Origin of the sequence: Devosia crocina (genome assembly GCF_900116545.1) — a bacterium.
In the GTDB taxonomy this organism is placed as follows: Bacteria; Pseudomonadota; Alphaproteobacteria; order Rhizobiales; family Devosiaceae; genus Devosia; species Devosia crocina.
In genome coordinates this window covers 568,008-593,450 of record NZ_FPCK01000002.1, presented here as the reverse complement: position 1 = coordinate 593,450, position 25,443 = coordinate 568,008, and the positions used below count along the sequence as shown (strand labels likewise).

Here is a 25,443-nt window from a genome sequence, read left to right as displayed (position 1 = left end):
AGATGACTATCGACCCGCAAAGCCTGCTCGAACGGCTCGTCGCCTGTCCTTCGGTCACCCCTCAAACCGCAGGTGTGCTCGATCTTCTGGGGCGCGAACTCGAAGCGATCGGCTTTGCGGTGACCTATCTGCGCTTTGAGGGCGATGGGTCCTATCCCGTCGACAATCTCTTTGCCACCCGCGGCACGGGTGGGCGCCGGCTGCTTTTTGCCGGCCACACCGATGTCGTGCCGCCCGGCGATCCTGCACAGTGGGCGAGCGATCCCTTTGTGCCCCGCATCGATGGGGGCAAACTTTTTGGCCGCGGCACGGCCGACATGAAATCGGGGGTCGCAGCTTTCGTCGCGGCCGCCTCCCGCATCCCGGCGGAAGCCGGTACGATCCAACTCGCCATCACCAATGACGAAGAAGCCGATGCCATCAACGGCACCGAAAAGCTCGTCCGCTGGATGGCAGACAACGGCCATGGTTTTGACTTCGCCCTCGTTGGTGAGCCCAGTTCCGCCGAGACGCTGGGCGACAGTATCAAGATCGGCCGTCGCGGCTCGTTTTCGGGTGCCGTGACGGTCAAGGGCGTTCAGGGGCACGTCGCCTATCCGCACAAGGCCAACAACCCCTTGCCGGTCCTTGCCTCTATCGTCTCCGCGCTCAGCACCGAAAAGCTCGATACCGGCACCGAGCATTTCCCGGCGAGCAATCTTGAAGTCACCACGGTCGATGTCGGCAATCCCGTCTCGAACGTGATCCCCGGCGCGGGCGTCCTCAGGTTCAACGTCCGCTACAACGACATCTGGACGCCCGAAACACTTGCCGACTGGGTACGCGCACGCATCGCCAGTGTCGATGCCAAGGGCTGCGCGGTCAGTTTCGAGGTCTCTGGCGTGCCATCGCGCGCCTTCCTGTCCCCGCTCAGCGCCGATATCGACACGCTGTCCGACGCCATCGAAGCCGTTACCGGCACGCGCCCGCACTATTCGACCGGCGGCGGCACTTCGGACGCGCGTTTCGTCGCCCAATATGGCCCGGTAGTCGAATGCGGCCTTGTCGGCCCCTCTATGCACAAGGCCGACGAGCATATCGCCCTCGCTGATCTCACCGGCCTCACCGATATTTATGCCGAGTTCATGAACCGGTTCTTCGGCGCCGCACATCCATGAAGATCTTTGCCGCGCTCCGACAGGCAGGTCTTGGGTGGATCGCTTTGATCCGGAACGATGTTGATTGGGCAAGGCACTTTGCCCTGAGCCTTCCCGGTCTTGTCACCGCTCTTGCTCTCTTTGCCTTTTTCGCGCTTCTGTCTGTCGCTCTGGCTTCGGCCGAACTCGGCCTGCCGCCGCTCTCGGGTCTTCTGATCGCGCTCCTCGTCCAGAGCCTCTCGATCCTGGCGCTGGCTATCGGCATTCTCGTGACGCGCCGCATGGTGCCGGGGCAGGGGGCTTTCCTCGCCCTGTTCGTGCCGGGCGTTTACGCGCTGATCGCCTATCTCATTGCCGGCACCATCCTTTCGCTGATCGCCGGGCCGGTGCTGATCCTTCTCTGGGCTGGCCTTGCCTTTCTGCTCTTTTGCCTTGCCCGCCGCGCCGGAGGCTATTCGATCGGCGTGTCTGCGGCATTTGCGGCCTTGACCATGGTTCTGCTTGTGGGCATGCCTGTGACGCTCTACATGCTTTTCGGCCCTGTCGCCGCGCCAACACCCTAGAACGAGACGCAAGCCCTTGGCCCAGCCCCAATCGCCCTTCTTTGAAGAAGCCGCCAATGCCATCCGGGGCTGCATCACCCTGGTTATGGGCCGCCGCGATGCCTCGACTTACTTTGATTTTTCCCAGCGGGGCCTTGTGGGTAGCCTCATTGCGGTGCTTGCCGGCATGATGCTGGCCGGCTTCGGCCCGCTGCTGCTCGGCTTTGCCGTTCCCCCGGGCGCGGCCACCCAGTCGATCATCGTCAACGCGGTACTTTTCGTCGCCCAGGCGTTGATGGCCATGATCGTCCTTCGCCAGATGGGGCGGCAGGATGGGTTCATCCCTTATCTGGTGGCCAGCAATTGGGTGACCCTGGTGTCGGCCGTGCTACTGCTCCTGTCCACCATGTTCGGGGAAGCGGGCCTTGTGGTTCTTCTGGCCGTCGCCATCGTTGCGATCCTGACCTTCGTCAATATCGGCCGCTTCATCGTCACCCTTTCGGGCTTGCAGATCGGGCTGCTGTTCATCTCGCAAGCTGTCGGGGTGTTTCTGGCCCTGGGATTGGTGGCGATGTTCTTGCCGGCGCCGGCAATTTAAGCCCCTCACCCTGGCCCTCTCCCCAAAGGGGCGAGGGGACGCAGGAACCACGCATACTGTGTTGGTTCGAGCACCGGCATCACCCCCATCGTCCCCTCGCCCCTCTGGGGAGAGGGCTAGGGTGAGGGGTCTTGCGATGCATCCGTTGCCGGATAATCCACTCTCACAAAATAAAGCCCAGCCGAAGGCGCCATCGGGCCGCAGCGGCGGCGATCGGCGGCATCGAGCGCAGCGCGGAAATCAGCCGGGCTCCACTTGCCTTCGCCGACGCGCTTGAGCGAGCCGACCATAGAGCGCACCTGGTGGTGCAAAAAGCTGCGCGCACTGGCGGTTATGACGACATGATCGCGTTCGCGCCGCACGGCAAAATGGTCGAGCGTGCGAATGGGTGAATTGGCCTGGCATTCGGCCGAGCGGAAGGTCGTGAAATCGTGCCGCCCGAGGATCAACTGCGCCGCCTCGTGCATCCGGTCCGCATCGAGCGGGGCCGGCACGTGCCAGACATGGTTGCGCTCAAGCGCGGCCGGCGCTCTCCGGTTGAGGATGCGATATTCATAGTGCCGCGCCAGCGCCGAGAACCGCGCCTCGAAACTCTCATCGACCTGAAAACAGTCCAGCACCGCTGCCGGATTGGGCTTAAGATGATAGTTGAGCGCCTCGCGCACCCGGAACGGATCGCGCGCGCTCGCAAGGTCGAAATGCACCACCTGGCCCAGCGCATGCACCCCCGCATCGGTCCGACCCGAAGCCTGGGTCACCGCCTTTTCGCCAGAAAAGCGATAGATCGACTCCTCCAGCGCCTGCTGCACGCTCATCCGATCCGCCTGCCGCTGCCAGCCGCAGAAGGGGGTTCCGTCATATTCGAGGACGATTTTATAGCGCGGCAACAACGCCCCCCACCTGATCTTGGTCTGAGAGCAGGGCGACAGCATGCGGAATAGCCGACGGTCGTGAGTTGCCCCACCTCTCCCTCTGGGGGAGAGGTCGACGGCAAAGCCGGCGGGTGAGGGGGGCTTTGACAACCACGAACCTCACGAAGGACCCCCTCACCCCGCCCTTTGGGCCGACGTCTCCCCCAGAAGGAGAGGTGGAGGGTGCCCGTGAGGCAGTGGAAATAAAGTGGATATTGTCGACATCCACCGGCAGGCTCCTCCCTCTCTCGGGGGGAGGTGGGATGGGGGTAAACTCGCTCAACCCACCCGCTCCGGCAGAACCCCCGCACCACGCAGAAACATCGCCGCATCCATGGCGCCCTTGCCCTCGCGCTGCACTTGGGTGAGCTTCACCGCCCCTGTGCCGCAAGCAATGGTCAGATCCGGCCCGATCAACGCGCCCGGCGCGCCGCTGCCTGTCGCCAGGCTCGAGCGCAGCGCCTTGATCCGCGTCGGCTTGCCCCCGAGCTCAAGTTCGAACCACGCGCCCGGAAAGGGCGACAGCCCGCGGATCGTGTTGTGCACCTCTTCGGCAGACCGGGAGAAATCGAGCCTGGCTTCGGCCTTCTCGATCTTGGCCGCGTAAGTTATGCCCGTTTCCGGCTGCGGGGTGAAATCAAGGCTGCCGCGCTCGAGCGCGGCCAGCGCCCGCCCCATCAGGTCGGCCCCAAGGCGCATCATCTGGTCGTGCAGTTCCCCTGCGGTCATGTCGGGCCCAATGGGAATGATCTCGGTCGGCCCCATGGCGCCGGTATCGAGGCCTTCGTCCATGTTCATCACGACGATGCCGGTCTGCTGGTCGCCAGCCATGATGGCGCGCTGCATCGGCGCTGCACCCCGCCAGCGCGGCAGGAGCGAGCCATGGAGGTTGAGGCACCCTTCGGCCGGCGCATCGAGAACAGCCTTGGGCAGGATCAGCCCATAGGCCACCACCACGGCAACATCGGCGCCGAGCGAGGCAAATTGAGCCTGCTCCGCTTCGCCCTTGAGGCTCTTGGGCGTAAAAACGGGAATGCCGAAACTCTCGGCCGCTTCATGCACCGGGCTCTTGCGCTCGGCCTGCCCGCGCCCCGCCGGCTTTGGCGCACGCGTATAGACCGCCAGCACCTCATGCCCCGACGAAACGATCTCGGTCAGCGTCGGCACGGAAAATTCGGGCGTACCCATGAAAACGACGCGCATTTTGGCTTGGCCTTTCTGTTCCTCTCCCTCTCGGGGAGAGGGTGGATCGCCCGCAGGGCGAGACGGGTGAGGGGATTTCTTCACTCTTACCCGCAGCATCCCCCTCATCCGGCGCTTCGCGCCACCTTCTCCCCAAGAGGGAGAAGAAAAGACTACCGCGCCGCGAGCTTTGCCTGCTTGTCGAACTTCTTGATCACCCGATCTCGCTTCAAGCGGCTCAGATAGTCGATATAGAGCACGCCATCGAGATGATCGAGTTCGTGCTGGATGCACACCGCGAGCTTGCCGTCAGCGTCCTTCGACACCTCCTGGCCGTCAAGATCGGTATATTTCACCGTGACGGTCGAAGGGCGTTCGACTTCGTAATAAAGTTCCGGGATCGACAGGCATCCCTCTTCGGTCACCTGGATCTCTTCGCCGAAATGGGTGATTTCGGGATTGATCATGACGAGCGGGGTTGCCGGCTCGTTTTCACCAGCCAGATCCATCACCACGATCCGCTTCATCACCCCGATCTGCGGCGCGGCAAGGCCAATGCCCGGGGCATCATACATTGTGTCCAGCATGTCCTTGGCCAGGGTCTTGATCTCCTCGTCCACTTCAACGATCGGATCGGCAACTGCGCGCAGGCGCGCGTCGGGAATAATGAGAATGGGGCGGATGGCCATGGCAAAAGGTCCGGCAATATCTGGATTTGGGTGCTGATATGGCGTCTTGAGGTGCTGCGGTCAACAGAAGAGCGGATCGGCAGTGTCTGCAGAATAGAACATTTTGCGAACGCGAGAATCGGCTAAGATGCGCTCATGAGCCTTGAAACAGTTTTGTTCACGGCCGGTTCGCTGCCGGTCACCCTGGGTCTTGCCCTTGCCATGGGCGTTCTGGTGCTGCTGGCATCGGGCGTTTTCCTTGTGGTCGGTTCCGCCCGCGCCAATGCCGAACGGGCAGAGGCTGCAGCGCGCGAAGCCGGCGAAAGCCTCAAGGCAAGCTTTCTTGAACAGATTGCGCAACGCGATGCGCGTCTGCGCGACGGCGAGCTGACGCTACTGCGCGAGCGCGAACGGGCCGCCGAACTGATCGAGACGGAGCGTGAAAAGAACAGTGAACTGATGGCCGAACTGGCCGCGATGCGCACGAGGCTCGACGAACAGGCGCGCCAGAACGAGGCCAATCTCAAGCGCTTCATGGATGCGCGCCAGCAGATGACCGATGAGTTCAAGGCCATTGCCGGCGATGTGCTCAAGAGCCATGGGGAAACCTTTACGCGGCAGAACCGGGAGCAGGTCGATACGCTGCTCAAGCCTTTGCAGGACAAGATCACCGAGTTTCACAAGAACCTCGTCGAAGACCGCTCGGCCATGGGCGAACGCATCCGCGCCCTGGCCGAAAGCAATCTTCAGATCACGACCGAAGCGCAGAACCTGACACGCGCCCTCAAGGGCAATTCTCAGACCCAGGGCGCCTGGGGCGAAATGATCCTTTCGACCATTCTCGAGCAATCGGGCCTGCGCGAGGGCGAGCAGTTTTTCACCCAGCAGAGCCATAGTGGCGAGGACGGCCAGCGGGTCCGTACCGACGTCGAAATCCTGATGCCCAATGGCGATCGGCTGGTGATCGATTCAAAAGTGTCGCTCACCGCGTTCGAAGCCTTCGTGAACAGCGAAGAACTCGACCGGGACCAGCATCTTCGCGCTCATATCACTTCGGTGCGTGGCCATATCACGACCCTTGGCGACAAGAGCTATCACCGCGCAGCAAAATCCAGCCTCGACTATGTGATGATGTTCGTGCCCATCGAATCTGCTCTCGCCACCGCGATCCAGCATGATGCCAAGCTCGTCGAATTCGGCATGGGCAAGGGGGTCATGCTGACGACGCCGACAACCCTGATGACCGTGCTGCGCACCGTGCGCAATGTCTGGGACATCGAAAAACGCCATCAGAACGCCGAGGACATCGCCGAGCGCGCCGGCGCGCTCTATGAAAAAGTGGCGGGGTTTCTCGCCACCATGGACAAGGTCGGCACCAGCATCGATCGCGCGAGCCAGGATTTCGCCAAGGCCAAGGACCAGCTCTCGACCGGCCGCGGCAATGTCATCCGCCAGGTCGAAATGCTGCGCGAACTCGGCGCCAAATCCTCCAAGACCCTCCCCCCGGGCTGGGCAGGCGGCGCCGACGACCACCCCACCCTGCGCCTCGTCGGCGAAGAGCCGGGCGACCGCAACTAGAGGTTTTCGCCAAGCGAACGAGCCTCACCGCGAACGCGATGACATCTCCTCGTCCTTCCGGGAGAGGGTTAGGGTGAGGGGTTTTGCCGACCAGCACGCATCACCCCGATCCACCCTTCACCACACTCCCACCATCTTCTCCCGCCACAGAGCGCTGATCTCCATTCCCCGAAAACTCTGGGCAAATCGGCTCAAAACGCTCTAATGGCGACATGATGAATCAGTCTCCTGTCGAAACGGCGCTCAACCGCGCCCTGATCCGCTGGTCGCTTACCAAGGCGACGCCGGTCGCCGAAACGCCGCATGCATGGCTTTTCCGGGTCGAACAGAACGGCCGCAATTTCGCCGCGCTCAAGATCAGCAAGCCCGCAGCATCGCTCGAAGAGGGCAGGGGCGCCCGGCTTTTGCAGTGGTATGAAGGGCTTGGCGCCGCGACGGTCTTCGACATTCATGGCGACACAGTCTTCATGGAATGGCTCAGTGGCGGCACGCTGGGCGAGCCCGTGCGCGCCGGGCGGGATGACGAGGGAACGATCGCCATCGCTTCGGTGGTTTCAGGTCTTCACCGCCAGCGCCCCGATGCCCCGGACGATCTTGAACCGCTGCGCGACCGCTTCCAGACCCTGTTCGACACCGATGTGCGGGCCTGGCCCCATACCGCGCGCGATCTTTATGCCCGCTCCGCTGGCATTGCGCTCAAGCTCTTTGATCGCCCGAGCGCAGTCGTGCCGCTTCATGGCGATCTCCACCACGACAATATTCTGTCCTCCGATCGCGGCTGGCTGGCCATCGATCCCAAGGGGCTCATTGGCGATCCTGCCTACGAAACCGCCAATGTCTTCCTCAATCCTGCGCGTGGCCTCGATATCGCAGCCGATCCGCGCCGCATCAACACGCGGGCCGATATTCTTGCCGATCGCCTCGGCTATCCGCGCAAGCGCATCCTGGGCTGGGCCGCCGCCCACGCTGCGCTTTCGGCCTGCTGGGATCTTGAGGCGGGTAATGCCATCACCGCGCAGCTTGCGTGCCTGCCCAATCTTCTCAGCGCCTATGATTTGGCCTGACCGGGTATCCTGTTCATGACGCAAACCACCCGCCGCGCCTTTCTCGTCCTTGGGGCCGCAGGGCTGTTGTCTGCCTGTGCGGCCACTGTTCCTCCCCTGCCGGCAACGGTGTCCAATCGGCCCGAGGAGCTCAGCCGCGAGCAGATCCTTGCCGCGATCAACGCGACCCGCAAGGCCAATGGCGCGCCCGCCTGGACCTATAATCCCCGGCTCGAAACCGCCGCCCGTTCCCAGGCCCGGCTCATGGCGAGCAAGGATACGCTCAGCCACGATCTCGGTGTCACCCTGCGCCAGCGTGTCACCGATGCCGGCTATGGGGGAGCTGTGGGCGAAAACGTCGCCAAGGGCTACAAGACCTTGCCCGAAGCGATCGAAGGCTGGCTCGCAAGCCAGGGCCACCGCAATACGCTGCTCTCATCCAAATTCACCGAATTCGGCCTCGCTGTCGCCCGCACCAGCTCCGGCAAACCCTATTGGGCCATGATCGCCGGCGGCAGTTTCGATGCCTGGCGGGTTTACGGATAGGCTTGCTCCCCGAGGGCAGCTTTCACCTTCGCCCGAAAACCAGCACCGTCTCGAGATTCCCATCGCCTCCGGCGATAGGCGAGGCGACACTGAGCCGATGGGCAAACCCCCGCGCCTCGACAAAGCCGATGACCTCGGCCATTGCCCGCGCAGACGCCCCGACATCGGAGACGATCCCGCCCTTGCCGACGAAATCCCGGCCCACTTCGAATTGCGGCTTGAACAGGATCACCGCTTCGGCCGTCGGCGCACAAAGCCCAAGCGGCGCCGCGAGCACCTTGGTCACCGAAACGAAACTGACATCGGACACCAGCAGATCGATCGGCTCGGCGATCGTTTCGGCCGAGAGATCCCGCGCATTAAGACCCTCGAGGCTTGCGACGCGCGGCTCGCCCCGCAGGCGCTCGTGCAATTGGTCATGCCCCACATCCACGGCAAAAATCTTGGCCGCCCCGCGCTCGATCAGCACCTGAGTAAAGCCGCCGGTCGAGGCGCCCACATCAAGGCAGGTCTTCCCCCCAACGGCGATTCCGCCGGCATCGAGCCCGGCCATCAGCTTGAGCGCAGCCCGCGAAACATAGTGCGCCGCCGGATCATCGAGCGCGATCAGATCCTCAGGGGTCACCATCTGGTTGGGCTTTTTGGCTGGCGCACCATTGACGCGCACCGTGCCGCGCAACACCGCGTCGCGTGCCCGCGCCCGGCTCGGCAACAGTCCCCGCTGCTCGAGCGCCAGGTCGAGCCGGATTCGCGTCACCCCTTCACCAGCCGCTCGACCTTGGCCAGGGCGGTGTCCTGCGCCTCTTCATAGGCAATAGTGCCCTGAAACGCACCCTGCCGGTCGATCAGAAAGGTCAGCGCGGTATGATTGACAAGGTAGAACTCGCTCTCGACATCGCCCGCTTTTTCCGAAAAGACGCCAAAGGCTGCCTTGACATCATTGGTCTCGGCCTCGTTGCCGACCAGCCCGATCACCGAGGGGTCGAACCCCTCGACATAGCCCTTCACCATGTCGAGCGTGTCGCGCTCGGGGTCGACGGTCACGAAAACGATGCGCAGATCGTCCGGCTCCAGCCCCAGCTGCGCCCGCCAGGCCGTCGCTTCGGCAAGCGTGGTGGGGCACACATCGGGGCAAAACGTATAGCCGAAGAACAGCAGCGTCGGCGTGCCGACCAGATCGTTCTGGGTAAACGTGCCCCCCTTGGTCGAGGCGAGCGCGAATTCCTGCCCGCTGATCCCGAGCGGCCGTTGCGGCGGGCGATAGAGATAGAGCCACGTCGCCCCCAGCGCCGCCACCGCCACCAGCACCCACAGCACGATCCGGAAATTTCGAAGGGTCTTGTTGGTTGTCATGCTCGATTTCCACGGACCGTGGTCCGAACGTCTCCGTCATAGCCGGGACGCATATTATTATTTATGCGCGCCGCGGTGTCCCTCCCTCTCCGCAAGGGGAGGGCGAACGCCAGCGCCCCCCGCAATCCTTAGTTTGCGTCGAGCGGTTCGGTGCCCGTGGCCTTGCCGTCGCGGCTGAGCGTGATTTTCTCGATCCGCGCTTCGGCTGTCTTGAGCAGCATCTCGCAATGGGCCTTCAGCGCTTCGCCGCGCTCATAGATGGCGATCGATTCAGCCAGCGGCGCCCGGCCGCTTTCAAGCTTCTGCACGATCTGTTCGAGCTGTTCCAGCGCCGCCTCGAAGCTGAGGGCTTTCACATCGTCAGCGGTTTCAGCCATCAGGCAATCCTAGTCCTTGAGTGTGTTCGCAGCCCCGCTCATCAGCGCCGCCACGTGCTGGCGCACGCCGCCGGCAAGGCCCTTGAGGTCATAGCCACCTTCGAGCAGCGACACAATGCGATTGCCGCATCGCCGCTCGGCCACGTCCATCAACTTCGCCGTGAGCCAGGCAAAGTCGGCATTGTCCCAGTCGAGCTGGGCCAGGGGATCGCGGTGATGCGCGTCGAACCCGGCCGACAGAAGGATCAGGTCGGGCGCGAAATCGTCGAGCGCGGGCAGGATGGTTTCGCTATAAGCGAGCCGCATCATCTCCCCATCGCTCTGGGCCCTGAGCGCTGCGTTGACTATATTGCCGGCGCCCGTTTCGCTTGGGTGCCCCGTGCCGGGAAAAAGCGGCATCTGGTGGCTTGAAGCGTAAAACACGCTCGCATCGGCAGCAAAGATATCCTGCGTGCCATTGCCGTGATGCACGTCGAAATCGATGATCGCCACCCGCTCCGCGCCATATTTGCGCTGCGCCTCGCGTGCCGCGATGGCGACGGTGTTGATGAGGCAAAACCCCATCGGCCGGTCGATCTCGGCATGGTGCCCGGGCGGCCGGATGGCGCAGAAGGCGTTGTCCACCTCGCCCAGCAACACCGCGTCGAGCCCTGCCAGCGCTCCGCCGAGCCCCGTTGCCGCGACCGAGAGCGAATCCGCCGAGATAAACGTATCGCCATCGATCTGCCCGATGCCTTCGCTCGGGCGTGCCGCGCGCAATTGCTCCATATAGCGCCCGTCATGCACGAGTTCGGCGAGCGTGATGTCGCCATAGGGCGCCTCCCGCCGCACGAGATCGGCGAAATGGTCATCCTCCAGCGCCTCGTTGACCGCCTGGATGCGGTCGGCGCGTTCGGGGTGTCCCTGAGGCGTCTGGTGGTCGGCGAAATTGGGCTGGCTGACGAGAAGCGTGGTCACGACGGGCCTTCCGGTTGAGCCCTTCCGTCTTGACGCGGGCGGGCGCCATTGTCAAACAGCGGCATGATCCTGAATGCAGACGACCAAGCCATTGCGGATGCCGCCGCGCTGCTGCGCGCCGGACAACTCGTCGCCTTTCCCACCGAGACCGTTTATGGGCTCGGCGCCGACGCGACGGATCCAGATGCCGTCCTGTCGATCTACGAAACCAAGGGCCGGCCGCGGTTCAATCCCCTGATCGTGCATGTGGCCGATCGGGCCATGGCCGAGCGGCTTGCCGATTTTTCCCCTCTCGCGCGCCAGCTGGCCGACGCGTTCTGGCCCGGCCCGCTCAGCATCGTCCTCCCGCTCCGAGAGGGCCATGGGCTTGCCGATGTGGCGACGGCCGGGCTCGACACCGTGGCGCTGCGCATGCCCGATCATCCGCTGTCCCTTGCGCTTTTGCGCGCCGCTGATCGTCCGCTTGCCGCACCCTCGGCCAATCCTTCGGGCAGACTCTCGCCCACCACCGCCAGCCAGGTCGAGCGCGGCTTCGGCGGTCGCGTGCCGGTGCTCGATGGCGGACCCTGCAAGGCTGGCGTTGAATCCACCATCATCGCCATCGACGGCGACACCATCATCCAGCTGCGTGCAGGAGCCCTTGCCCGCAGCGAGATCGAAAGGCGGTTCGGGATCAAAGTTCTGAGCGCGGCAAGGGGGGCCAGGATATCGGCGCCCGGCATGCTCCTCAGCCATTACGCGCCCAATGCCCATATGCGGCTCGAGACAACGCCCCGACCCGGGGAAGCCTTTCTCGCCTTCGGTCCCGCCCCCAGCTTTGCCGGCGAAATCCGCAATCTGTCGGAAACCGGCGATCTCCACGAAGCCGCCCGCAACCTCTTTTCCATGCTGCACGAACTCGATGCGACCGGCGCCAAAACCATTGCCGTCGCTCCGATCCCGCATGAGGGCTTGGGCGAAGCCATCAATGACCGGCTGCAAAGAGCGGCAGCGCCGCGCGACGAGCCGGGCCGCTAAAGCGACAGGACGTAAAGCCAACCCGTAATCGTTGCGGCCGACAGCACGGTGGCAATCAGGATCGTATTGGTCGCAACGCTGATGCCCCGGTCATAATAGGTGGCGAACACATAGATATTGACCCCTGCCGGCATGGCGGCGAGCAGAATGCCATATCGGGCGATTTCGAGCGGCACCTGCAGGACCCAGATCATCAGCACATAGGCGAGGGCCGGGTGGACGATCAGCTTGATCAGCGAAGCGACAAGCGCCTGCTTCCAGTTTTCCGACAGCTTGAATTCGACAAGGGCGCCCCCGATGCCAAACAGCGCGGCGGGAACCACAGCCTGGCCCATCATCATGAAAAAGGCTTCTGCCGGTTCGATCAACTGGATCTCGAGCAGTGAGCCGATGATGCCCGCGGCAATGCCCCAGATCAGCGGATTGGAGACGATCCGGCGCACCGCAACGACGAGCGTCCTGAACAGCGGCTGCCCATCACGCCGCACCAGTTCCATGGTCATCATCCCGAGCGAAAGCAGGATCGCGCCATGAAGGCCGATGATCGACAGGATCACGGGCAGGGCGCCATCGCCATAGGCGCGGGTGATGATCGGCAGGCCGACCAGCACGGTGTTGGTAAATGTGCCTGAAAACCCGACGGCCACGCTCTCGCCCGGCCGGTTGCCGAAGACGCGCCGCGCCAGCACGATCCCCACGACGAAGCAGATGATCGCCCCTAGGTAGAACGGGCCGATGATCGCCAGATTGAACGCGGAGCGGAAGTCGCTCGTTGAGATGGAATAGTAGAGAAGGCAGGGCGTCGCGAAATTGTTAACGAAGGCGATCAGGCTTTTGACGCCTTCGGCCGGAAACAGGTGCCGCGCCACGGCGACATAGCCCAGCCCCATCAGGGCGAAGATGGGCAGAATGACGTAGATGATGTCGAGCATTGGCCGAAGGTCCGGGCCCAAAGAATGGGGCAGGCCTAGCCCCTTGCGGCGGAAGGGTCAACCAGGCTGGTATGGTAGCGCCCGCCCACATCGGGCAATGCGCTAAAACGAAAGCCGCGCTCTTCTAAAACGAAACCAGATGACGTAAATACGAAACACAACTCTGGAGGCCAGTGTGACCGAGGCGCAGTTCGACCTATTCGTGATCGGCGGAGGCATCAATGGCGCTAGTGTCGCCCGCGACGCCCAGGGCCGCGGCTTCTCCGTAGGTCTTGCGGAAATGAACGACTTCGCTTCGGGCACGAGTTCGGCCGCCACCAAGCTCATCCACGGTGGCCTGCGCTATCTCGAACACTATGAATTCCGCCTCGTGCATGAGGCGCTGGCCGAGCGGGAAATCCTCTGGGCCGCCGCGCCGCACATCATCTGGCCGCTGCGGTTCGTTCTGCCGCACCACAAGGGCCTGCGCCCCGCCTTTGTGCTGCGTACCGGACTTGCCATGTACGATTATATGGGCGGCCGGAAGCTCCTGCCGCCCACCAAGACGCTGGACCTGACCCGCGACGTCACCGGCAAGCCGCTCAAGCCAGGCTATCGCCTGGGCTTTGAATATAGCGATTGCTGGGTCGATGATGCCCGCTTCGTCGTGCTCAATGCGCGCGACGCCGCCGACAAGGGCGCCACCATTTATCCGCGCACCAAAGTGACCTCGGCACGCCGCGACAATGGCGGCTGGACCATAGCGCTCGATGGCGAAGGCGGGCAGCAGACCGTGCGCGCCAGGATGATCGTCAATGCCGCCGGTCCCTGGGTCGACCAGGTGATCAACGGCGTCATGGGCAAAAACGGCGCCCACAACGTGCGGCTCGTCCAGGGCAGTCATATCGTGGTCAGGAAGCTCTATGACCACGACCGCTGCTATATCTTCCAGAACGGGGACGGCCGCATCATTTTCGCCATCCCCTATCAGGATGATTTCACCCTGATCGGCACCACCGACCGCGACTACCAGGGCGATCCCAAGGACGTAACGATCTCCGCCGAAGAGACCGATTACCTGCTGTCGGCGGCCAGCGAATATTTCGCCAGGCCCGTCACCCGCGACCAGATCGCCTGGACCTATTCAGGCGTCCGGCCGCTCTTTGACGATGGCGCGAGCGCGGCCCAGGAGGCAACGCGCGATTACGTCCTCAAGCTCGAAGGCGACAAGGCAAGCGGGGCTGTGATCAACGTGTTCGGCGGCAAACTCACCACCTCCCGCCGGCTCGCCGAATCGGTTCTCGAAAAGGTCGAGGAGGTGCTCGGGCACCGCAATCCGGCCTGGACCAAGGTCAGCACCTTGCCCGGCGGCGATTTCGGTCCCCTCAGCTTCGACGCGGAAGTGCGCCGGCTTGGCCTCGATTATCCGGAGCTGCCGGGCACCCTGCTGCGCCGGTTGATGCGCCTTTATGGCACCAAGGCCCGCATTCTTCTTGGCGATGCTCGGACCCCCGGCGATCTCGAGCAGAATTTCGGCCACGATCTTTTCGCCCGCGAAGTGATCTACCTTGTTGAACAGGAGTGGGCCCGCACGGCACAAGACGTGCTCTGGCGCCGCACCAAGCTGGGCCTGCGCGTCGGCGCCGAAGACACTGCCCGGCTCGAAGCCTATCTGAGGAGCCGCAAGTAGCCCGCAGCGGCACCGGGTCGGGGCGTCCAAGAGTTCTGGAGGAGCAATTCATGACCGATTTCATCCTGGCCATCGATCAGGGTACCACGTCGAGCCGGGCCATCGTGTTCGACGGCGAACGGCGGATCGTGGGCACCGGGCAACAGGAGTTCCGGCAGATCTTCCCCCGGGATGGCTGGGTCGAGCACGACCCCGAGGACATCTGGAACAGCGTCACCGCCACCATCCGGACCGCGCTCGACAAGGCCGGGATCACCGCTGCCGATATCGCTGCCATCGGCATCACCAACCAGCGTGAAACCGTCGTCATCTGGGACAGAAAGACCGGCAAGCCGATCCACAATGCCATTGTCTGGCAGGACCGCCGCACCGCCGCGATCTGCGCCGATCTCAAGCAAAAGGGGCACGAGCCGCTTTTTACCGAGCGCACCGGCCTGCTGCTCGACCCCTATTTTTCCGGCACCAAGGTCAAGTGGTTGCTCGATAAGGTCGAGGGCGCGCGCGAAAAGGCGGAGGCGGGGGAACTGGCCTTCGGCACCATCGACAGCTTCCTGATCTGGCGGCTGACCGAGGGACGGGTGCACGCGACCGACGCCACCAACGCGGCGCGCACCCTGCTCTTCGACATTGCCCGCAACCACTGGGACGATGATCTGCTTAGGCTTCTCGAGATCCCCGCCGCGCTCCTGCCCGAAGTCAAGGATTGCGCCGATGATTTCGGCACAAGCACCCTGTTCGGCGGGGAGATCCCGATCCTGGGCGTCGCCGGTGATCAGCATGCCGCAACCATCGGCCAGGCCTGTTTTGCGCCCGGCATGGTCAAATCGACCTATGGAACCGGCTGCTTTGCCGTGCTCAATACCGGCAAGGACATGGTGCGCTCGGACAACCGGCTCTTGACCACCATCGCCTATCGCCTCGACGGGCAGACCACCTATGCGCTTGAAGGCTCGATCTTTATTGCCGGGGCCGCGGTGCAGTGGATCCGCGACGGGCTCAAACTGGTCACTGAGGCGAGCCAGACCGGCCCCCTCGCGCGTTCCGCGGACCCGAGCCAGCGCGTTTACATGGTCCCCGCCTTTGTAGGCCTCGGCGCCCCCTGGTGGGATGCGGAGGCGCGCGGCGCCATTTTTGGCATTACCCGCAATACCGGGCCCGCCGAGATCGCCCGCGCCGCGCTCGAGGCGGTGTGCTACCAGACGCGCGACCTGCTCGAAGCCATGCGCAAGGACTGGACCCGTGACGGCACCGAAACCGTGCTGCGCGTCGATGGCGGCATGGTGGCCTCGGATTGGACCATGCAATTTCTTGCCGATGTGCTCGATGCCCCGGTCGATCGCCCGACGATCCTTGAAACCACCGCCCTTGGCGCTGCCTGGCTTGCCGGCATGAAGGCCGGCGTCTGGCCCGGCATGGACGAGTTCGCCGCCGCCTGGGCGCGCGACCAGCGCTTCGAGCCGGAAATGGACGAAAACCAGCGCGCCGAAAAACTCGCCGGTTGGGACGACGCCGTCCGCCGCGTTCTGACGCAGTGAAGAGCGCTCCATGTCCTGCGTTGATTGAGAACCGGATCCGCCCCGATTTCCCCGTGCACTCTCCTAAAGAGGCGAAAGAGGGAGGACCAGACAGGCGAATGTAACCCGCAACTGCCCCACACTCGATCCAATCCTCTCGCCCCTCTGGGGAGAGGGTTAGGGTGAGGGGCTCTACCTCTAGCCTTGCCCCTCCCGACCAGCGAGAGGCTTGATGGGGAGGGCCCGAAAGGAGGCTACTCCTCGCCTTCTACGGCAGGTGCCGGTTCCTCGTCGTCATCTTCGACCGGCTGGTTGGCATTGGGGTTGTCGCGCAGCAGCGTCGTCACTTCGAGATCGAGCGCGATCATGAAGTTTTCGATCCGCTTGCCATTGGAGCCGAAATCGTGCGGCGCGTTGATCGAAGCCGAACGCATGTCGAGCGCGGCACCACCGGGCACGCTCTCGACCCGCAACACAGCTTCCTCGATCCAGCCGGGCAGGGTCACGATGCGCGCATTGATCCGCCCCGGCGTCCCATCGGCTCCCGGTTCGCGGCTGAGCCTCAAATCCCAGCCGGAGCCCTCGGCAAGGCGCAGCACCAGCGCAAAAAGCTGGGCCGCATCGAGCGGATAGGTGCGCGTCGCCGCATTGGGAAAGATTCGCTCCTGATCGGCGGGGGAGATCAGCATGGGAGGGGGCATGTTCGCCATGTCCGGCAAGAACAGCAGCGGCAATTCCCCGCGCGCCACGGTCGCGATATCGGTCACCGGTGGATATTTCTGCGCAAGGTATCCGTACCAGCCGAAGGGCATAAGGCAAACATGCGCCAGAAAAAGCCCCACCAGCGCGCGGCTCCAGCCCTGGTCGCCCGTATACCAAAGACGCACCAGCGCCACGAGCGAGACGAGGAGCGCCATCAGGGACACGGCGAGCCCAACAAGCGCGGCCACGAAAAACGCTGGGGAATCGATCAGCCGCAGGTGGTGCAGCAACACCGGCAAAACCAGGAGCGGAATGGTCAGGCTGCCCAGACGGCGCGCCCAAATGGCCCATTTCGAGGTTTTGATGACGATGCGCACGAACAGTCATTCCCTTGCTGACGCTCGAGATTAGGGGGAAAGGTGTTTCGCTTCGCTGAACGCTTAGGGGTAAAGCCGGTTGCTCGTCCAATTCCTCTCGGGCGTGTCGCGCACGAAGCGCACACGGTCGTGGAGGCGATATTGTCCGTCCTTCCAGAATTCCATCATCACCGGCTTAATCCGGAACCCGGCCCAGTGCTCTGGCCGCGGCACGGGATTATCGCCAAGCTCAGCGGTCAGCCTTTCGACCCGCTCGATCAAGGCATTGCGGTTTTCAAGCGGACGCGACTGCAGCGAAGAAGCCGATGCGATCTGGCTGCCGCGATGGCGCGATGCGAAATAGGCGTCCGATTCGGCAGGGCTCACCACCTCCACGGGCCCCCGAAGGCGGATCTGCCGGCGCAGGCTCTTCCAGTGAAACACGGCCGCGGCCTGCGGATTGGCCAGCAGCTGCCGCCCCTTGTCCGAGCCGAAATTGGTGAAAAAGCAGAAGCCGCGCGCGTCCCGCGCATTGAGCAGCACCATGCGCACATCGGGCAGGCCGGTCTCGTCCGCACTCGCCAGCGCCATGGCGTGGGGATCGTTGGGTTCGCTCTCATTGGCCAGGGCAAACCATTCCTCGAACACGGCAAAAGGATCGAGGTCGGATCGATCGCCATCGTCGAACAGGCGTTCGGTGAGCGTTTGCAGCATCGTTATATTTCCTGCGCTTTCCGTCCCCGGAAACTGGACAAGCCAGGGGGGCGTCGCCATATAGGACTGCAAATGTGGGCGAAGCAACGCCCGACCCGAACAGATAGGACCAAATGCGCGATCCATACACCGTGCTTGGGGTGCCGCGGTCCGCAAGCGAAAAGGACATCAAGTCCGCCTATCGCAAGCTGGCCAAGAAATATCACCCCGACCAGAACCCTGATGACCCTTCGGCACATGGCAAGTTTGCTGAGGCAACCCATGCCTATGACCTGCTGAACGATGCTGAAAAGCGCGGCCAGTTCGACCGCGGCGAGATCGATGCGGATGGCAATCCGCGCTTTGCCGGCTTCGGCAATGGCGGTTTCGGCGCCGGGGCAGGGCGTGCGCGCACTGGCGCGGGTGCTGGTGCAGGTGGCTTTTCGGCCGAAGATATTCTCAAGGAATTCATGAGCGGTTTCGGCGGTCAGCCGCGCGGCGCGGCCGGTGGCCGGACCGCCGGCGCCGGCAACGCGCAATGGGATCCCTTTACCCAGGGCATGGGCGGCAGCGCGGGCGCTGGAGCCGGCACCCGCACCGGCAAGGGCGAGGACGTTGTGGTCAATGTCGCCGTCTCGCTCGAAGATGCGCACAAGGCGGCCGCGGTTTCCGTGCGCATGCCCACCGGCAAGCTGCTTTCGGTCAAGCTGCCTGAAAAGGTCGAAGAAGGTCAGCAGATCCGCCTCAAGGGGCAGGGTACGCCCTCCCCCTTTGGCGAGCCCGGCGATGCCCTGGTCACGGTGCGCTTTGAAAAGTCCAAGGTGTTTCGCCGCGATGGGCACGATGTGCGCACCGATGTGGCCGTGACGCTTTATGAAGCCGTGCTCGGCGCCAAGGTGCGCGTGCCCACCCTCGACGGTTCGGTGGAACTCAACCTCCCGCCTGGCGTCGACACCTCCAAGGCCCTGCGCCTCAAGGGCAAGGGTCTTTACGGCGATGGCGATCTCTACGTGAACCTGCGCGTCGTGATGCCGCCGGGCGGCGATCCCGACCTGGAGGCTCTCGCTCGCTTCATGCGCGATCAAAAGCCGTACAAAGTCCGCGACTGATCGCGAAGGCGAGCCAACCCTTCATTTCGCTCCAGACGCCATACGCTCCAAAAACCCCTCCCCTTGTGGGGAGGGCTTGGAAGGGGGCCGCAGAGTCTCTATTCCGCCTCTGCCAAGCTTACGCCGGCGTCTCCAATATCCGGGCAGCACCGCTTTCTAACATTCCTGCCAGAGCCGAACCGAAATTCCCTTCTCCTGCCTTGCCCCACGGGGCCCAACCTGCCATTGAACCGGCAAAGCCGGAGCCGCCCATGAAAATCCTCGTCGCCGTCAAGCGCGTCGTCGACCACAATGTCCGTATTCGCGTCCGCCCCGATGGCACGGGTGTCGAAACATCGGGCGTGCGCATGTCGATTAATCCTTTCTGCAAGCACGCCGTGGAAGCCGCGGTCCAGCTCGGCGAAAAGGGCGAAGCCTCCGAAATCGTTGTGGTCTCGATCGGCCCCAAGCAGAGCAATGACGTCATCCTGACCGCGCTCGCCATGGGCGCCCATCGCGGTCTTCTGATCGAAACCGACGCCGCACTCGAAACCCTTGTTATTGCCAAGCTGCTCGCCAAGGTGGTCGAGGAAGAGCAGCCCGACCTCGTGCTCCTCGGCAAACAGGCCGTGGACGATGACTCCAATCATGTCGGCCAGATGCTGGCCGCCCTGACCAACCGGCCGCAAGCGACCTTCGCCTCCGGGATCGTCGTCAAGGGTGCCGAATTGGAAGTCACCCGCGAGGTCGATTACGGCCGCGAAACTATCGCCGTGCCGCTGCCGGCTGTCGTCACCGCCGATCTCCGCCTCAACACCCCGCGCAATGCCGCCCTGCCTATGGTGATGAAGGCGCGCTCCAAACCTCTCGCCGTCCGCCCGGCCACCGAGTTCGGTATCGACCTTGCGTCCCGCCTGACCATCGAAAAGATATCCCCGCCCACCGAACGCCTTGCCGGCAAGACCGTCGCTTCGGTTTCCGAATTTGCCGCTGCCATCGCCGCACAGGTCAACGAGATGGAGGCGCTCTGATGTCGGTTCTCTTGCTTGCCGATCACGACAAGGGTGAACTCTCGCCGTCGACAGCGCGGCTGGTTGCTGCGGTGAGTGCCTTTGGCCCCATCGACGTCATGGTGGTGGCGGACAATCCCGATGCGATCGCTGCGAATGCCGCAGCGCTGGCCGGTGTCTCAAAGGTTTTGACAGTCACGGCACAAAACACCAGCGAATCCGTCACCAATGCGCTGTTAAGTGCGGCCGGACGCTACCAATATGTTATCGCAAGCGCAGCATCTGTGGGCAAAGACGTCGTGCCGCGCCTGGCTGCCGCACTCGACATCCAGCCGGTCACCGACATCATCGAGATCCACGGTCCCAGCCGGTTCACACGCCCCATCTATGCCGGCAATGCACTGGAAACTGTGGTCGATCCGCAGCCCAAGCACCTGCTCACGTTCCGCGCCTCCGCCTTCCGTCCGGCAGCTTCGGACAACGCTGCCCCGGTCGAAAAGCTCGATATTTCAATCGCTTCCGCCGCACGCTTCCTCGCTGCCCACCGCACCGACAGCGACACGCCAGACCTTGCGACAGCCCAGATCGTCATCGGCGGCGGCGTGTCGGTTGGCTCGGCCGAAGGTTTTCGACTCATTGAAAAGCTTGGTAAAACGCTCGGTGCTGCCGTCGGTGCGACCCGCGCTGCCGTCGATGCCGGCTACGCGCCCAACGATTGGCAGATCGGCCAGACCGGCAAGATCATCGCCCCCGATCTCTATATCGCCATCGGCATCTCCGGCGCGCTGCAGCACCTTGCCGGCATCCAGGGCGCCAAAACGATTTTCGCCATCAACACCGATCCCGAAGCCCCGCTCGTCAAAATCGCAGATGTGGCGCTGATCGGCGATCTCTTTGAAATTCTTCCACAATTGACTGCCGAACTCGAGAAATTGGGTCTCAACCGTTAGTCTGAGATCGCTGTCTTGCAATTGCAAAAATCCCAGAGCCGCCTATAAAGACGGCGTCTTTTCACCGGACTTCCACACATGTTCGAAACCCTCTCACAGGCCCCAGGCGACAAGATCCTTGCGCTGATGGGCGAGTATGCGGCCGACGCGCGCCCCACCAAGATCGACCTCGGCGTCGGCGTCTACAAGGACGAAAAGGGTGTGACCCCAATCATGACTTCGGTCCGCAAAGCCGAAGAGAAGATCCTTTCGAACGAAAAAACAAAGACTTACCTGGGGATCGCCGGCAACAAGGGTTTCGGCTCCGCCGTGCTCGACCTCGTTCTTGCCGACAGCGTCGAGCGCTCCCGCGTCCGCATCGCGCAGGCCCCGGGCGGCACCGGCTCGCTCTGGGTGCTGATGCAGCTGATCAACCGCGCTCGCCCCGGCGCTACCGTTTATGTTTCGGATCCGACCTGGGCCAACCACAATCCGATCGCGCTTAATGCGGGCCTCAAGGTCGCGACCTATCCCTATTTCGACACCGAAACACGCGGCGTCAAGTTCGAGCAAATGCTTGCAGCGCTTGACGAACTTGGTGCCGGCGACGTGGTGCTGCTGCATGGCTGCTGCCACAATCCCACAGGCGCAAACCTCACCGACGCGCAGTGGGACCAGGTGGCCGAAAGCCTCAAGCGCACCGGCGCACTGCCGTTCGTCGATCTGGCCTATCTCGGCTTCGGCGATGGCATCGAAGCCGATGCCTATGGCACCCGCAAAATTCTCTCCTCGGTCCCGGAAGCTCTGGTAGCATTCTCGGGTTCGAAGAATTTCGGGCTCTATCGCGAACGTGTCGGGGCGGCAATTCTCGTCGCACGTGACGCAAAAGAAGCCGATATCACCAATTCGCAGCTGCTCAACATCATTCGCGGCGCTTATTCCCAGCCGCCCGATCATGGTGCGGAAATCATTCGCACCATCCTTGAGGACGCAGCCCTGCGCGCCGAATGGGAAGAAGAGCTGGGCGTGATGCGTAATCGCATGATTTCACTGCGAAAAAAACTTGCAGATGCTATCCGCGAGCGCTCCAACTCCACCGATTTCGACTTTGTCGCCGACCACCGCGGTATGTTCTCGCTTCTTGGGCTCACCAATGATGCGGTCGAACACCTAAAAGCCGGAAACGGGGTCTATATGACTGGGGATAGTCGCATCAATATCGCTGGAATACCGGAAGATCGCGTCGGCGACCTTGCCGATGCGTTTCTGGGCGCCATACGCTGATCCGAACCGCGGCCGCGTGCCGCCTGCCTAGCCTCCGGCCGCCGGCCGGGACACCACAGCTCCCAAGGAGAAAACGATGAAGTTCTTTGTCGATACCGCAGATACCGCCGCCATCAAGGAACTCTATGAAACGGGCCTGCTCGATGGTGTCACCACCAATCCTTCGCTGATCGCCAAGTCGGGCCGCGACTTCAAGGAAGTTATCGCCGAAATTTGCGGCATCGTACCGGGCCCGGTATCGGCCGAGGTGGCGAGCCTTGAATTCGACGGCATGGTTGCCGAAGGCGAGCACCTCTCAAAGATCGCCTCCAATGTCGTAATCAAGCTGCCGCTGACGCTGGCTGGCCTCAAGGCCACCAAGCACTTCAAGGACAAGGGTATTCAGACCAACGTTACCCTCTGCTTCTCGGCCAATCAGGCGCTTCTGGCTGCTAAGGCCGGCGCAACCTATATCTCGCCCTTCATCGGCCGTCTCGATGACATCAACCTCGATGGCATCGAACTGATCGAAAACATCCGCCAGATCTATGACAACTACGGTTTCGAGACCCAGATCTTGGCCGCCTCGATCCGTTCGCCCAACCACGTGACTGAAGTCGCCCTTGCTGGCGCCGATGTTGCAACCATCCCGCCCGATGTGATCAAGAAGCTCGCCAACCACCCGCTCACCAATGCGGGCATCGAGGGCTTCCTCAAGGATTGGGCCGGCACCGGCCAGTCGATCCTCTAAGGGCGACCAATCGTTTGATCGGTTCTGGGTTGTCCGGGACCAGACTTCAAGACCTCGCCCGCGCACCGCATGGGTGAGGTCTTCTCTTTCAGGGACGGAAATGGCCGATACTGAACTCGCCGCCCAGATTAAAGCTGCCCTTGCTGCCATCGAAATCCCGGGCGGCGGCGATCTTGCAAGTTATTCAGGGCTCTCGGAAATCATCGTCACGCCCAGCGCCCTGGCCTTTGCCATCGGTGTCGCGCCCGGCATGGAAGCTGCCTTCGGCCCTGCCCGGGAAGCGGCAATCGGCATCGCTCAACAGCTTGCCGGATCGCGCAAGGTGTTGGTCTCGATCACGGCGGAAAAGCAGGCGGGGCCCAAATTTTCCCACGGTTCACCCCAGCCGCAGGGCAAGACTCGTGTTCAAGGCGTTCGCCGCATCATCGCCGTTGGCTCCGGCAAAGGCGGTGTTGGCAAGTCGACCACTTCGGTCAATCTCGCTCTTTCCCTTGCCGCCGAGGGGCTCAAGGTCGGCATGCTCGACGCTGACCTCTACGGCCCGTCCATTCCCAAGCTCCTAGGCATCGAAGGCCGCACAGCCCTGCGCGATGACGGCATTTTTCAGCCTCACGGGGCCTTTGGCCTCAAGGTCATGTCGATCGGCTCGATGCTTGTTCCCGGTCAGGCCGTCGTCTGGCGCGGCCCCATGGCGACCTCCGGTCTGCGGCAACTGCTTCGCGAAACCGATTGGGGCGATCTCGATGTTCTCGTTATCGACCTGCCCCCGGGCACGGGCGACATCCATATCGGGCTCTTCCAGCAAACGATCGTCGATGGCGTCGTCATCGTCTCGACGCCGCAGGACCTCGCCTTGATCGACGCGCAAAAGGCCATCGACATGCTGCGCCGCATGTCCGTGCCGGTCCTGGGGCTCATCGAGAACATGAGCTATTTCATCGCTCCCGATACCGGCAATCGATACGATATTTTTGGTACTGGCGGCGCCGAAAGGGCCGCTGCGCGCCTCGACATTCCCTTTCTCGGCGCTATTCCCCTTGTCATGTCGATCCGCGAACACTCCGACGCCGGCGCCCCGCCTGTTGCCCTCCTCCCAGATGGCCCAGAAGCCTTGGCTTACCGCAACGTGGCGCGAACGCTGCTGGCAACAGTGGCATGAGACAAAAGCAGCTAGAAGCGAGCAATCGCTGGCGGTGAAATCGATTGCATAAACCACTCTGAAGGGTTATCCGCCTTGTCCACTGGGCCTTGTGCTTCTGGGGAGGGGATATGTTCACGATCAATCGCCGGGATTTCGGTTCCGACTTTACCTTCGGTGTGGCCACCGCAGCCTACCAGATCGAAGGCGGGCAGCTCGACGGGCGCGGATCCTCGATCTGGGACACGTTCTCGGCTACCCCGGGCAACGTGAAAAATGGCGATACCGGCGCCGACGCCTGCAATCATTACGAGCTCTGGCCACAAGATCTCGATCTCATCCGCGATGGCGGATTCGATGCCTATCGGTTTTCCATCGCCTGGCCGCGCCTTCTTCCCGAGGGCACTGGGGCCGTCAACCAAGCCGGGATCGATTTCTACGATCGCCTGATCGATGGAATGCTCGAGCGCGGGCTCAAACCCTACGCGACCCTTTATCACTGGGACCTGCCTTCGGCGCTGCAGGATCGCGGCGGCTGGATGAACCGCGATATCGCCAACTGGTTCGGGGACTACGCAACGCTTGTCGGCGAAAAGTTCGGCGACCGCCTCGCGGCCACCGCAACCATAAACGAGCCGTGGTGCGTGGCCTTCCTCAGCCACTTCCTCGGCATTCACGCGCCTGGCTATCGTGACCTGCGGGCTGCGGCGCGCGCCATGCATCACGTCCTTTTCGCCCATGGCACAGCAATCGATGCCCTGCGTGCAACAGGCACGAAGAACCTCGGCATCGTGCTTAACCTCGAAAAATCAGAGCCAGCCTCGGACAGCGAAGCCGACAAGTCAGCCTGCAATTTCGGCGACGCGCTGTTTAACCGCTGGTATCTCGGCGGCGTTCTCAAGGGCCAGTATCCCGCTGAACTGACCGAATGGCTCGCGCCCTATCTGCCGGAGAACTACGAGGCTGACATGGCCGTGGTTTCCCGGCCGCTCGATTGGCTTGGCATCAATTATTATACGCGCGGACTCTACAAGGCCTCGAACGATCCCCGCCGTCCGGTGGAACAGGTCGCAGGCGATCTTGAGAAAACCGATATCGGTTGGGAAATCTACCCCAAGGGGTTGTCGGATCTCCTGGTTCGCGTTGCCACCGAATATACAAAGATCCCGCTCTATGTAACCGAGAACGGTATGGCCGAGGTGGAAGGCGAGGACGATCCGCGCCGCGTCCGCTATTACGACGATCACCTCAAGGCAGTTCTCGCCGCGCGCGAAGCCGGGGCCGATGTGCGCGGCTATTTCGCCTGGTCCTTGCTCGACAACTACGAATGGGCAGAAGGCTACAACAAGCGCTTCGGTCTCGTCCATGTGGACTACCAAACGCAAGAGCGCACGCCCAAGGCAAGCTATCGATCTTTCCAAGGCATGCTGCACAACACGCGTTGAACGTGTAATGGTCCGCACCAGACCTCGTTTTCAGTGCGGACTTTT

The 25,443-nt window shown here is 62.8% G+C and carries 26 protein-coding genes; 16 read left to right on the top strand and 10 right to left on the bottom strand.

Annotated features, from left to right (window positions below):
* Positions 1-2 precede the first annotated feature (2 nt).
* The 3 genes from dapE to BM364_RS12485 are packed head-to-tail and all read left to right on the top strand — an operon-like array spanning position 3 to position 2,276.
* Positions 3-1,157, top strand: a complete 1,155-nt coding sequence (gene dapE, locus BM364_RS12495) for a succinyl-diaminopimelate desuccinylase (RefSeq protein WP_092425063.1) — start codon at positions 3-5, stop codon at positions 1,155-1,157.
* The gene (locus BM364_RS12490; protein WP_092425061.1) at positions 1,154-1,699 is read left to right on the top strand and encodes a hypothetical protein; all 546 of its coding nucleotides are present in this window, start codon (positions 1,154-1,156) and stop codon (positions 1,697-1,699) included. Before dapE ends, BM364_RS12490 begins: the two co-directional genes overlap by 4 nt.
* 16 nt (positions 1,700-1,715) lie before the next feature.
* Positions 1,716-2,276, top strand: a complete 561-nt coding sequence (locus BM364_RS12485) for a hypothetical protein (RefSeq protein WP_092425058.1) — start codon at positions 1,716-1,718, stop codon at positions 2,274-2,276.
* 116 nt (positions 2,277-2,392) lie between these two features.
* Here the strand turns inward: BM364_RS12485 and truA are convergent, their stop codons facing one another.
* The 3 genes from truA to def all read right to left on the bottom strand — a co-directional run bounded on the left by truA (position 2,393) and on the right by def (position 5,058).
* Positions 2,393-3,163, bottom strand: a complete 771-nt coding sequence (gene truA, locus BM364_RS12480) for a tRNA pseudouridine(38-40) synthase TruA (RefSeq protein WP_092425353.1) — start codon at positions 3,161-3,163, stop codon at positions 2,393-2,395.
* Positions 3,164-3,466: 303 nt separating this feature from the next.
* Positions 3,467-4,390 carry a methionyl-tRNA formyltransferase gene (gene fmt / locus BM364_RS12475; protein ID WP_092425056.1) on the bottom strand — a complete coding sequence of 308 codons (924 nt, stop codon included), beginning with the start codon at positions 4,388-4,390 and terminating at the stop codon, positions 3,467-3,469.
* A gap of 152 nt (positions 4,391-4,542) precedes the next feature.
* Positions 4,543-5,058 (bottom strand): peptide deformylase, encoded by a 516-nt coding sequence (def, locus tag BM364_RS12470; protein WP_092425054.1) that lies wholly within the window; start codon positions 5,056-5,058, stop codon positions 4,543-4,545.
* A 135-nt stretch (positions 5,059-5,193) separates the two neighbouring features.
* On the opposite strand from def, the gene BM364_RS12465 reads away from it, so the two are divergent.
* The 3 genes from BM364_RS12465 (at position 5,194) to BM364_RS12455 (ending at position 8,204) form a co-directional block, all read left to right on the top strand.
* Positions 5,194-6,615 carry a DNA recombination protein RmuC gene (locus BM364_RS12465; protein ID WP_092425052.1) on the top strand — a complete coding sequence of 474 codons (1,422 nt, stop codon included), beginning with the start codon at positions 5,194-5,196 and terminating at the stop codon, positions 6,613-6,615.
* 215 nt (positions 6,616-6,830) lie between these two features.
* Positions 6,831-7,679: an aminoglycoside phosphotransferase family protein gene (locus tag BM364_RS12460; protein WP_175528588.1), complete on the top strand. Its 849-nt coding sequence runs from the start codon at positions 6,831-6,833 to the stop codon at positions 7,677-7,679.
* Between the two features lie 15 nt (positions 7,680-7,694).
* A complete protein-coding gene (locus tag BM364_RS12455; protein ID WP_092425048.1) occupies positions 7,695-8,204 on the top strand; it encodes a CAP domain-containing protein in 510 nt (169 codons plus the stop codon).
* Positions 8,205-8,226: 22 nt separating this feature from the next.
* On the opposite strand, the gene BM364_RS12450 is transcribed toward BM364_RS12455, so the two are convergent.
* The 4 genes from BM364_RS12450 to BM364_RS12435 all read right to left on the bottom strand — a co-directional run bounded on the left by BM364_RS12450 (position 8,227) and on the right by BM364_RS12435 (position 10,891).
* Complete coding sequence (locus tag BM364_RS12450) at positions 8,227-8,961, bottom strand: TlyA family RNA methyltransferase (RefSeq protein ID WP_092425046.1); 735 nt, start codon at positions 8,959-8,961, stop codon at positions 8,227-8,229.
* Entirely contained in the window at positions 8,958-9,557 is a 600-nt protein-coding gene (locus BM364_RS12445; protein ID WP_092425044.1) for an SCO family protein, read from the bottom strand. The genes BM364_RS12450 and BM364_RS12445 overlap by 4 nt, the downstream gene beginning before the upstream one ends.
* 128 nt (positions 9,558-9,685) lie before the next feature.
* A complete protein-coding gene (locus BM364_RS12440; RefSeq protein WP_092425042.1) occupies positions 9,686-9,934 on the bottom strand; it encodes an exodeoxyribonuclease VII small subunit in 249 nt (82 codons plus the stop codon).
* 9 nt (positions 9,935-9,943) lie between these two features.
* Positions 9,944-10,891, bottom strand: a complete 948-nt coding sequence (locus tag BM364_RS12435) for a histone deacetylase family protein (RefSeq protein WP_092425040.1) — start codon at positions 10,889-10,891, stop codon at positions 9,944-9,946.
* A gap of 63 nt (positions 10,892-10,954) precedes the next feature.
* Here BM364_RS12435 and BM364_RS12430 point away from each other — a divergent pair, with 63 nt between their 5' ends.
* Positions 10,955-11,908, top strand: a complete 954-nt coding sequence (locus BM364_RS12430) for an L-threonylcarbamoyladenylate synthase (protein ID WP_092425038.1) — start codon at positions 10,955-10,957, stop codon at positions 11,906-11,908.
* On the opposite strand, the gene BM364_RS12425 is transcribed toward BM364_RS12430, so the two are convergent.
* Positions 11,905-12,840 (bottom strand): AEC family transporter, encoded by a 936-nt coding sequence (locus BM364_RS12425; protein ID WP_092425036.1) that lies wholly within the window; start codon positions 12,838-12,840, stop codon positions 11,905-11,907. The two genes, BM364_RS12430 and BM364_RS12425, sit on opposite strands and share 4 nt — an antisense overlap.
* 175 nt (positions 12,841-13,015) lie before the next feature.
* Between BM364_RS12425 and glpD the strand changes: the two genes are divergently transcribed.
* Positions 13,016-14,509, top strand: a complete 1,494-nt coding sequence (glpD, locus tag BM364_RS12420; protein ID WP_092425034.1) for a glycerol-3-phosphate dehydrogenase — start codon at positions 13,016-13,018, stop codon at positions 14,507-14,509.
* A gap of 50 nt (positions 14,510-14,559) precedes the next feature.
* The gene (gene glpK, locus BM364_RS12415) at positions 14,560-16,044 is read left to right on the top strand and encodes a glycerol kinase GlpK (RefSeq protein ID WP_092425032.1); all 1,485 of its coding nucleotides are present in this window, start codon (positions 14,560-14,562) and stop codon (positions 16,042-16,044) included.
* A 233-nt stretch (positions 16,045-16,277) separates the two neighbouring features.
* On the opposite strand, the gene BM364_RS12410 is transcribed toward glpK, so the two are convergent.
* Together BM364_RS12410 and pdxH are read right to left on the bottom strand one after the other, a co-directional pair.
* On the bottom strand, positions 16,278-17,102 hold the full coding sequence (locus tag BM364_RS12410) for a DUF1499 domain-containing protein (protein ID WP_092425030.1): 825 nt from the start codon (positions 17,100-17,102) through the stop codon (positions 16,278-16,280).
* Positions 17,103-17,165: 63 nt separating this feature from the next.
* On the bottom strand, positions 17,166-17,795 hold the full coding sequence (gene pdxH / locus BM364_RS12405; protein ID WP_092425351.1) for a pyridoxamine 5'-phosphate oxidase: 630 nt from the start codon (positions 17,793-17,795) through the stop codon (positions 17,166-17,168).
* Positions 17,796-17,908: 113 nt separating this feature from the next.
* Here pdxH and BM364_RS12400 point away from each other — a divergent pair, with 113 nt between their 5' ends.
* The 7 genes from BM364_RS12400 to BM364_RS12370 all read left to right on the top strand — a co-directional run bounded on the left by BM364_RS12400 (position 17,909) and on the right by BM364_RS12370 (position 25,398).
* Positions 17,909-18,883, top strand: coding sequence for a DnaJ C-terminal domain-containing protein (locus BM364_RS12400; protein ID WP_092425028.1), 975 nt, complete (start codon positions 17,909-17,911; stop codon positions 18,881-18,883).
* Between the two features lie 251 nt (positions 18,884-19,134).
* Positions 19,135-19,893 carry an electron transfer flavoprotein subunit beta/FixA family protein gene (locus BM364_RS12395; protein WP_092425026.1) on the top strand — a complete coding sequence of 253 codons (759 nt, stop codon included), beginning with the start codon at positions 19,135-19,137 and terminating at the stop codon, positions 19,891-19,893.
* Positions 19,893-20,822: an electron transfer flavoprotein subunit alpha/FixB family protein gene (locus BM364_RS12390; RefSeq protein WP_092425024.1), complete on the top strand. Its 930-nt coding sequence runs from the start codon at positions 19,893-19,895 to the stop codon at positions 20,820-20,822. The genes BM364_RS12395 and BM364_RS12390 overlap by 1 nt, the downstream gene beginning before the upstream one ends.
* Positions 20,823-20,900: 78 nt before the next feature.
* Positions 20,901-22,085, top strand: coding sequence for an amino acid aminotransferase (locus BM364_RS12385; protein ID WP_092425022.1), 1,185 nt, complete (start codon positions 20,901-20,903; stop codon positions 22,083-22,085).
* Between the two features lie 76 nt (positions 22,086-22,161).
* Positions 22,162-22,815 carry a fructose-6-phosphate aldolase gene (gene fsa / locus BM364_RS12380; protein WP_092425020.1) on the top strand — a complete coding sequence of 218 codons (654 nt, stop codon included), beginning with the start codon at positions 22,162-22,164 and terminating at the stop codon, positions 22,813-22,815.
* Between the two features lie 100 nt (positions 22,816-22,915).
* A complete protein-coding gene (locus BM364_RS12375) occupies positions 22,916-23,974 on the top strand; it encodes an Mrp/NBP35 family ATP-binding protein (protein WP_092425018.1) in 1,059 nt (352 codons plus the stop codon).
* Positions 23,975-24,084: 110 nt separating this feature from the next.
* Positions 24,085-25,398 (top strand): GH1 family beta-glucosidase, encoded by a 1,314-nt coding sequence (locus tag BM364_RS12370; RefSeq protein ID WP_092425015.1) that lies wholly within the window; start codon positions 24,085-24,087, stop codon positions 25,396-25,398.
* Positions 25,399-25,443 lie beyond the last annotated feature (45 nt).

What these genes read in the sequence shown, in the direction of transcription:
- pdxH (WP_092425351.1), bottom strand. Translation starts at nt 17,795, where the DNA reads ATGCTGCAAACGCTCACCGAACGCCTGTTCGACGATGGCGATCGATCC.
- fmt (WP_092425056.1), bottom strand. Translation starts at nt 4,390, where the DNA reads ATGCGCGTCGTTTTCATGGGTACGCCCGAATTTTCCGTGCCGACGCTG.
- BM364_RS12440 (WP_092425042.1), bottom strand. Translation starts at nt 9,934, where the DNA reads ATGGCTGAAACCGCTGACGATGTGAAAGCCCTCAGCTTCGAGGCGGCG.
- BM364_RS12390 (WP_092425024.1), top strand. Translation starts at nt 19,893, where the DNA reads ATGTCGGTTCTCTTGCTTGCCGATCACGACAAGGGTGAACTCTCGCCG.
- BM364_RS12395 (WP_092425026.1), top strand. Translation starts at nt 19,135, where the DNA reads ATGAAAATCCTCGTCGCCGTCAAGCGCGTCGTCGACCACAATGTCCGT.
- BM364_RS12385 (WP_092425022.1), top strand. Translation starts at nt 20,901, where the DNA reads ATGTTCGAAACCCTCTCACAGGCCCCAGGCGACAAGATCCTTGCGCTG.
- BM364_RS12370 (WP_092425015.1), top strand. Translation starts at nt 24,085, where the DNA reads ATGTTCACGATCAATCGCCGGGATTTCGGTTCCGACTTTACCTTCGGT.
- BM364_RS12465 (WP_092425052.1), top strand. Translation starts at nt 5,194, where the DNA reads ATGAGCCTTGAAACAGTTTTGTTCACGGCCGGTTCGCTGCCGGTCACC.
- BM364_RS12375 (WP_092425018.1), top strand. Translation starts at nt 22,916, where the DNA reads ATGGCCGATACTGAACTCGCCGCCCAGATTAAAGCTGCCCTTGCTGCC.
- BM364_RS12460 (WP_175528588.1), top strand. Translation starts at nt 6,831, where the DNA reads ATGAATCAGTCTCCTGTCGAAACGGCGCTCAACCGCGCCCTGATCCGC.
- BM364_RS12425 (WP_092425036.1), bottom strand. Translation starts at nt 12,840, where the DNA reads ATGCTCGACATCATCTACGTCATTCTGCCCATCTTCGCCCTGATGGGG.
- BM364_RS12430 (WP_092425038.1), top strand. Translation starts at nt 10,955, where the DNA reads ATGATCCTGAATGCAGACGACCAAGCCATTGCGGATGCCGCCGCGCTG.
- BM364_RS12455 (WP_092425048.1), top strand. Translation starts at nt 7,695, where the DNA reads ATGACGCAAACCACCCGCCGCGCCTTTCTCGTCCTTGGGGCCGCAGGG.
- glpK (WP_092425032.1), top strand. Translation starts at nt 14,560, where the DNA reads ATGACCGATTTCATCCTGGCCATCGATCAGGGTACCACGTCGAGCCGG.
- fsa (WP_092425020.1), top strand. Translation starts at nt 22,162, where the DNA reads ATGAAGTTCTTTGTCGATACCGCAGATACCGCCGCCATCAAGGAACTC.
- BM364_RS12400 (WP_092425028.1), top strand. Translation starts at nt 17,909, where the DNA reads ATGCGCGATCCATACACCGTGCTTGGGGTGCCGCGGTCCGCAAGCGAA.
- BM364_RS12445 (WP_092425044.1), bottom strand. Translation starts at nt 9,557, where the DNA reads ATGACAACCAACAAGACCCTTCGAAATTTCCGGATCGTGCTGTGGGTG.
- BM364_RS12490 (WP_092425061.1), top strand. Translation starts at nt 1,154, where the DNA reads ATGAAGATCTTTGCCGCGCTCCGACAGGCAGGTCTTGGGTGGATCGCT.
- dapE (WP_092425063.1), top strand. Translation starts at nt 3, where the DNA reads ATGACTATCGACCCGCAAAGCCTGCTCGAACGGCTCGTCGCCTGTCCT.
- def (WP_092425054.1), bottom strand. Translation starts at nt 5,058, where the DNA reads ATGGCCATCCGCCCCATTCTCATTATTCCCGACGCGCGCCTGCGCGCA.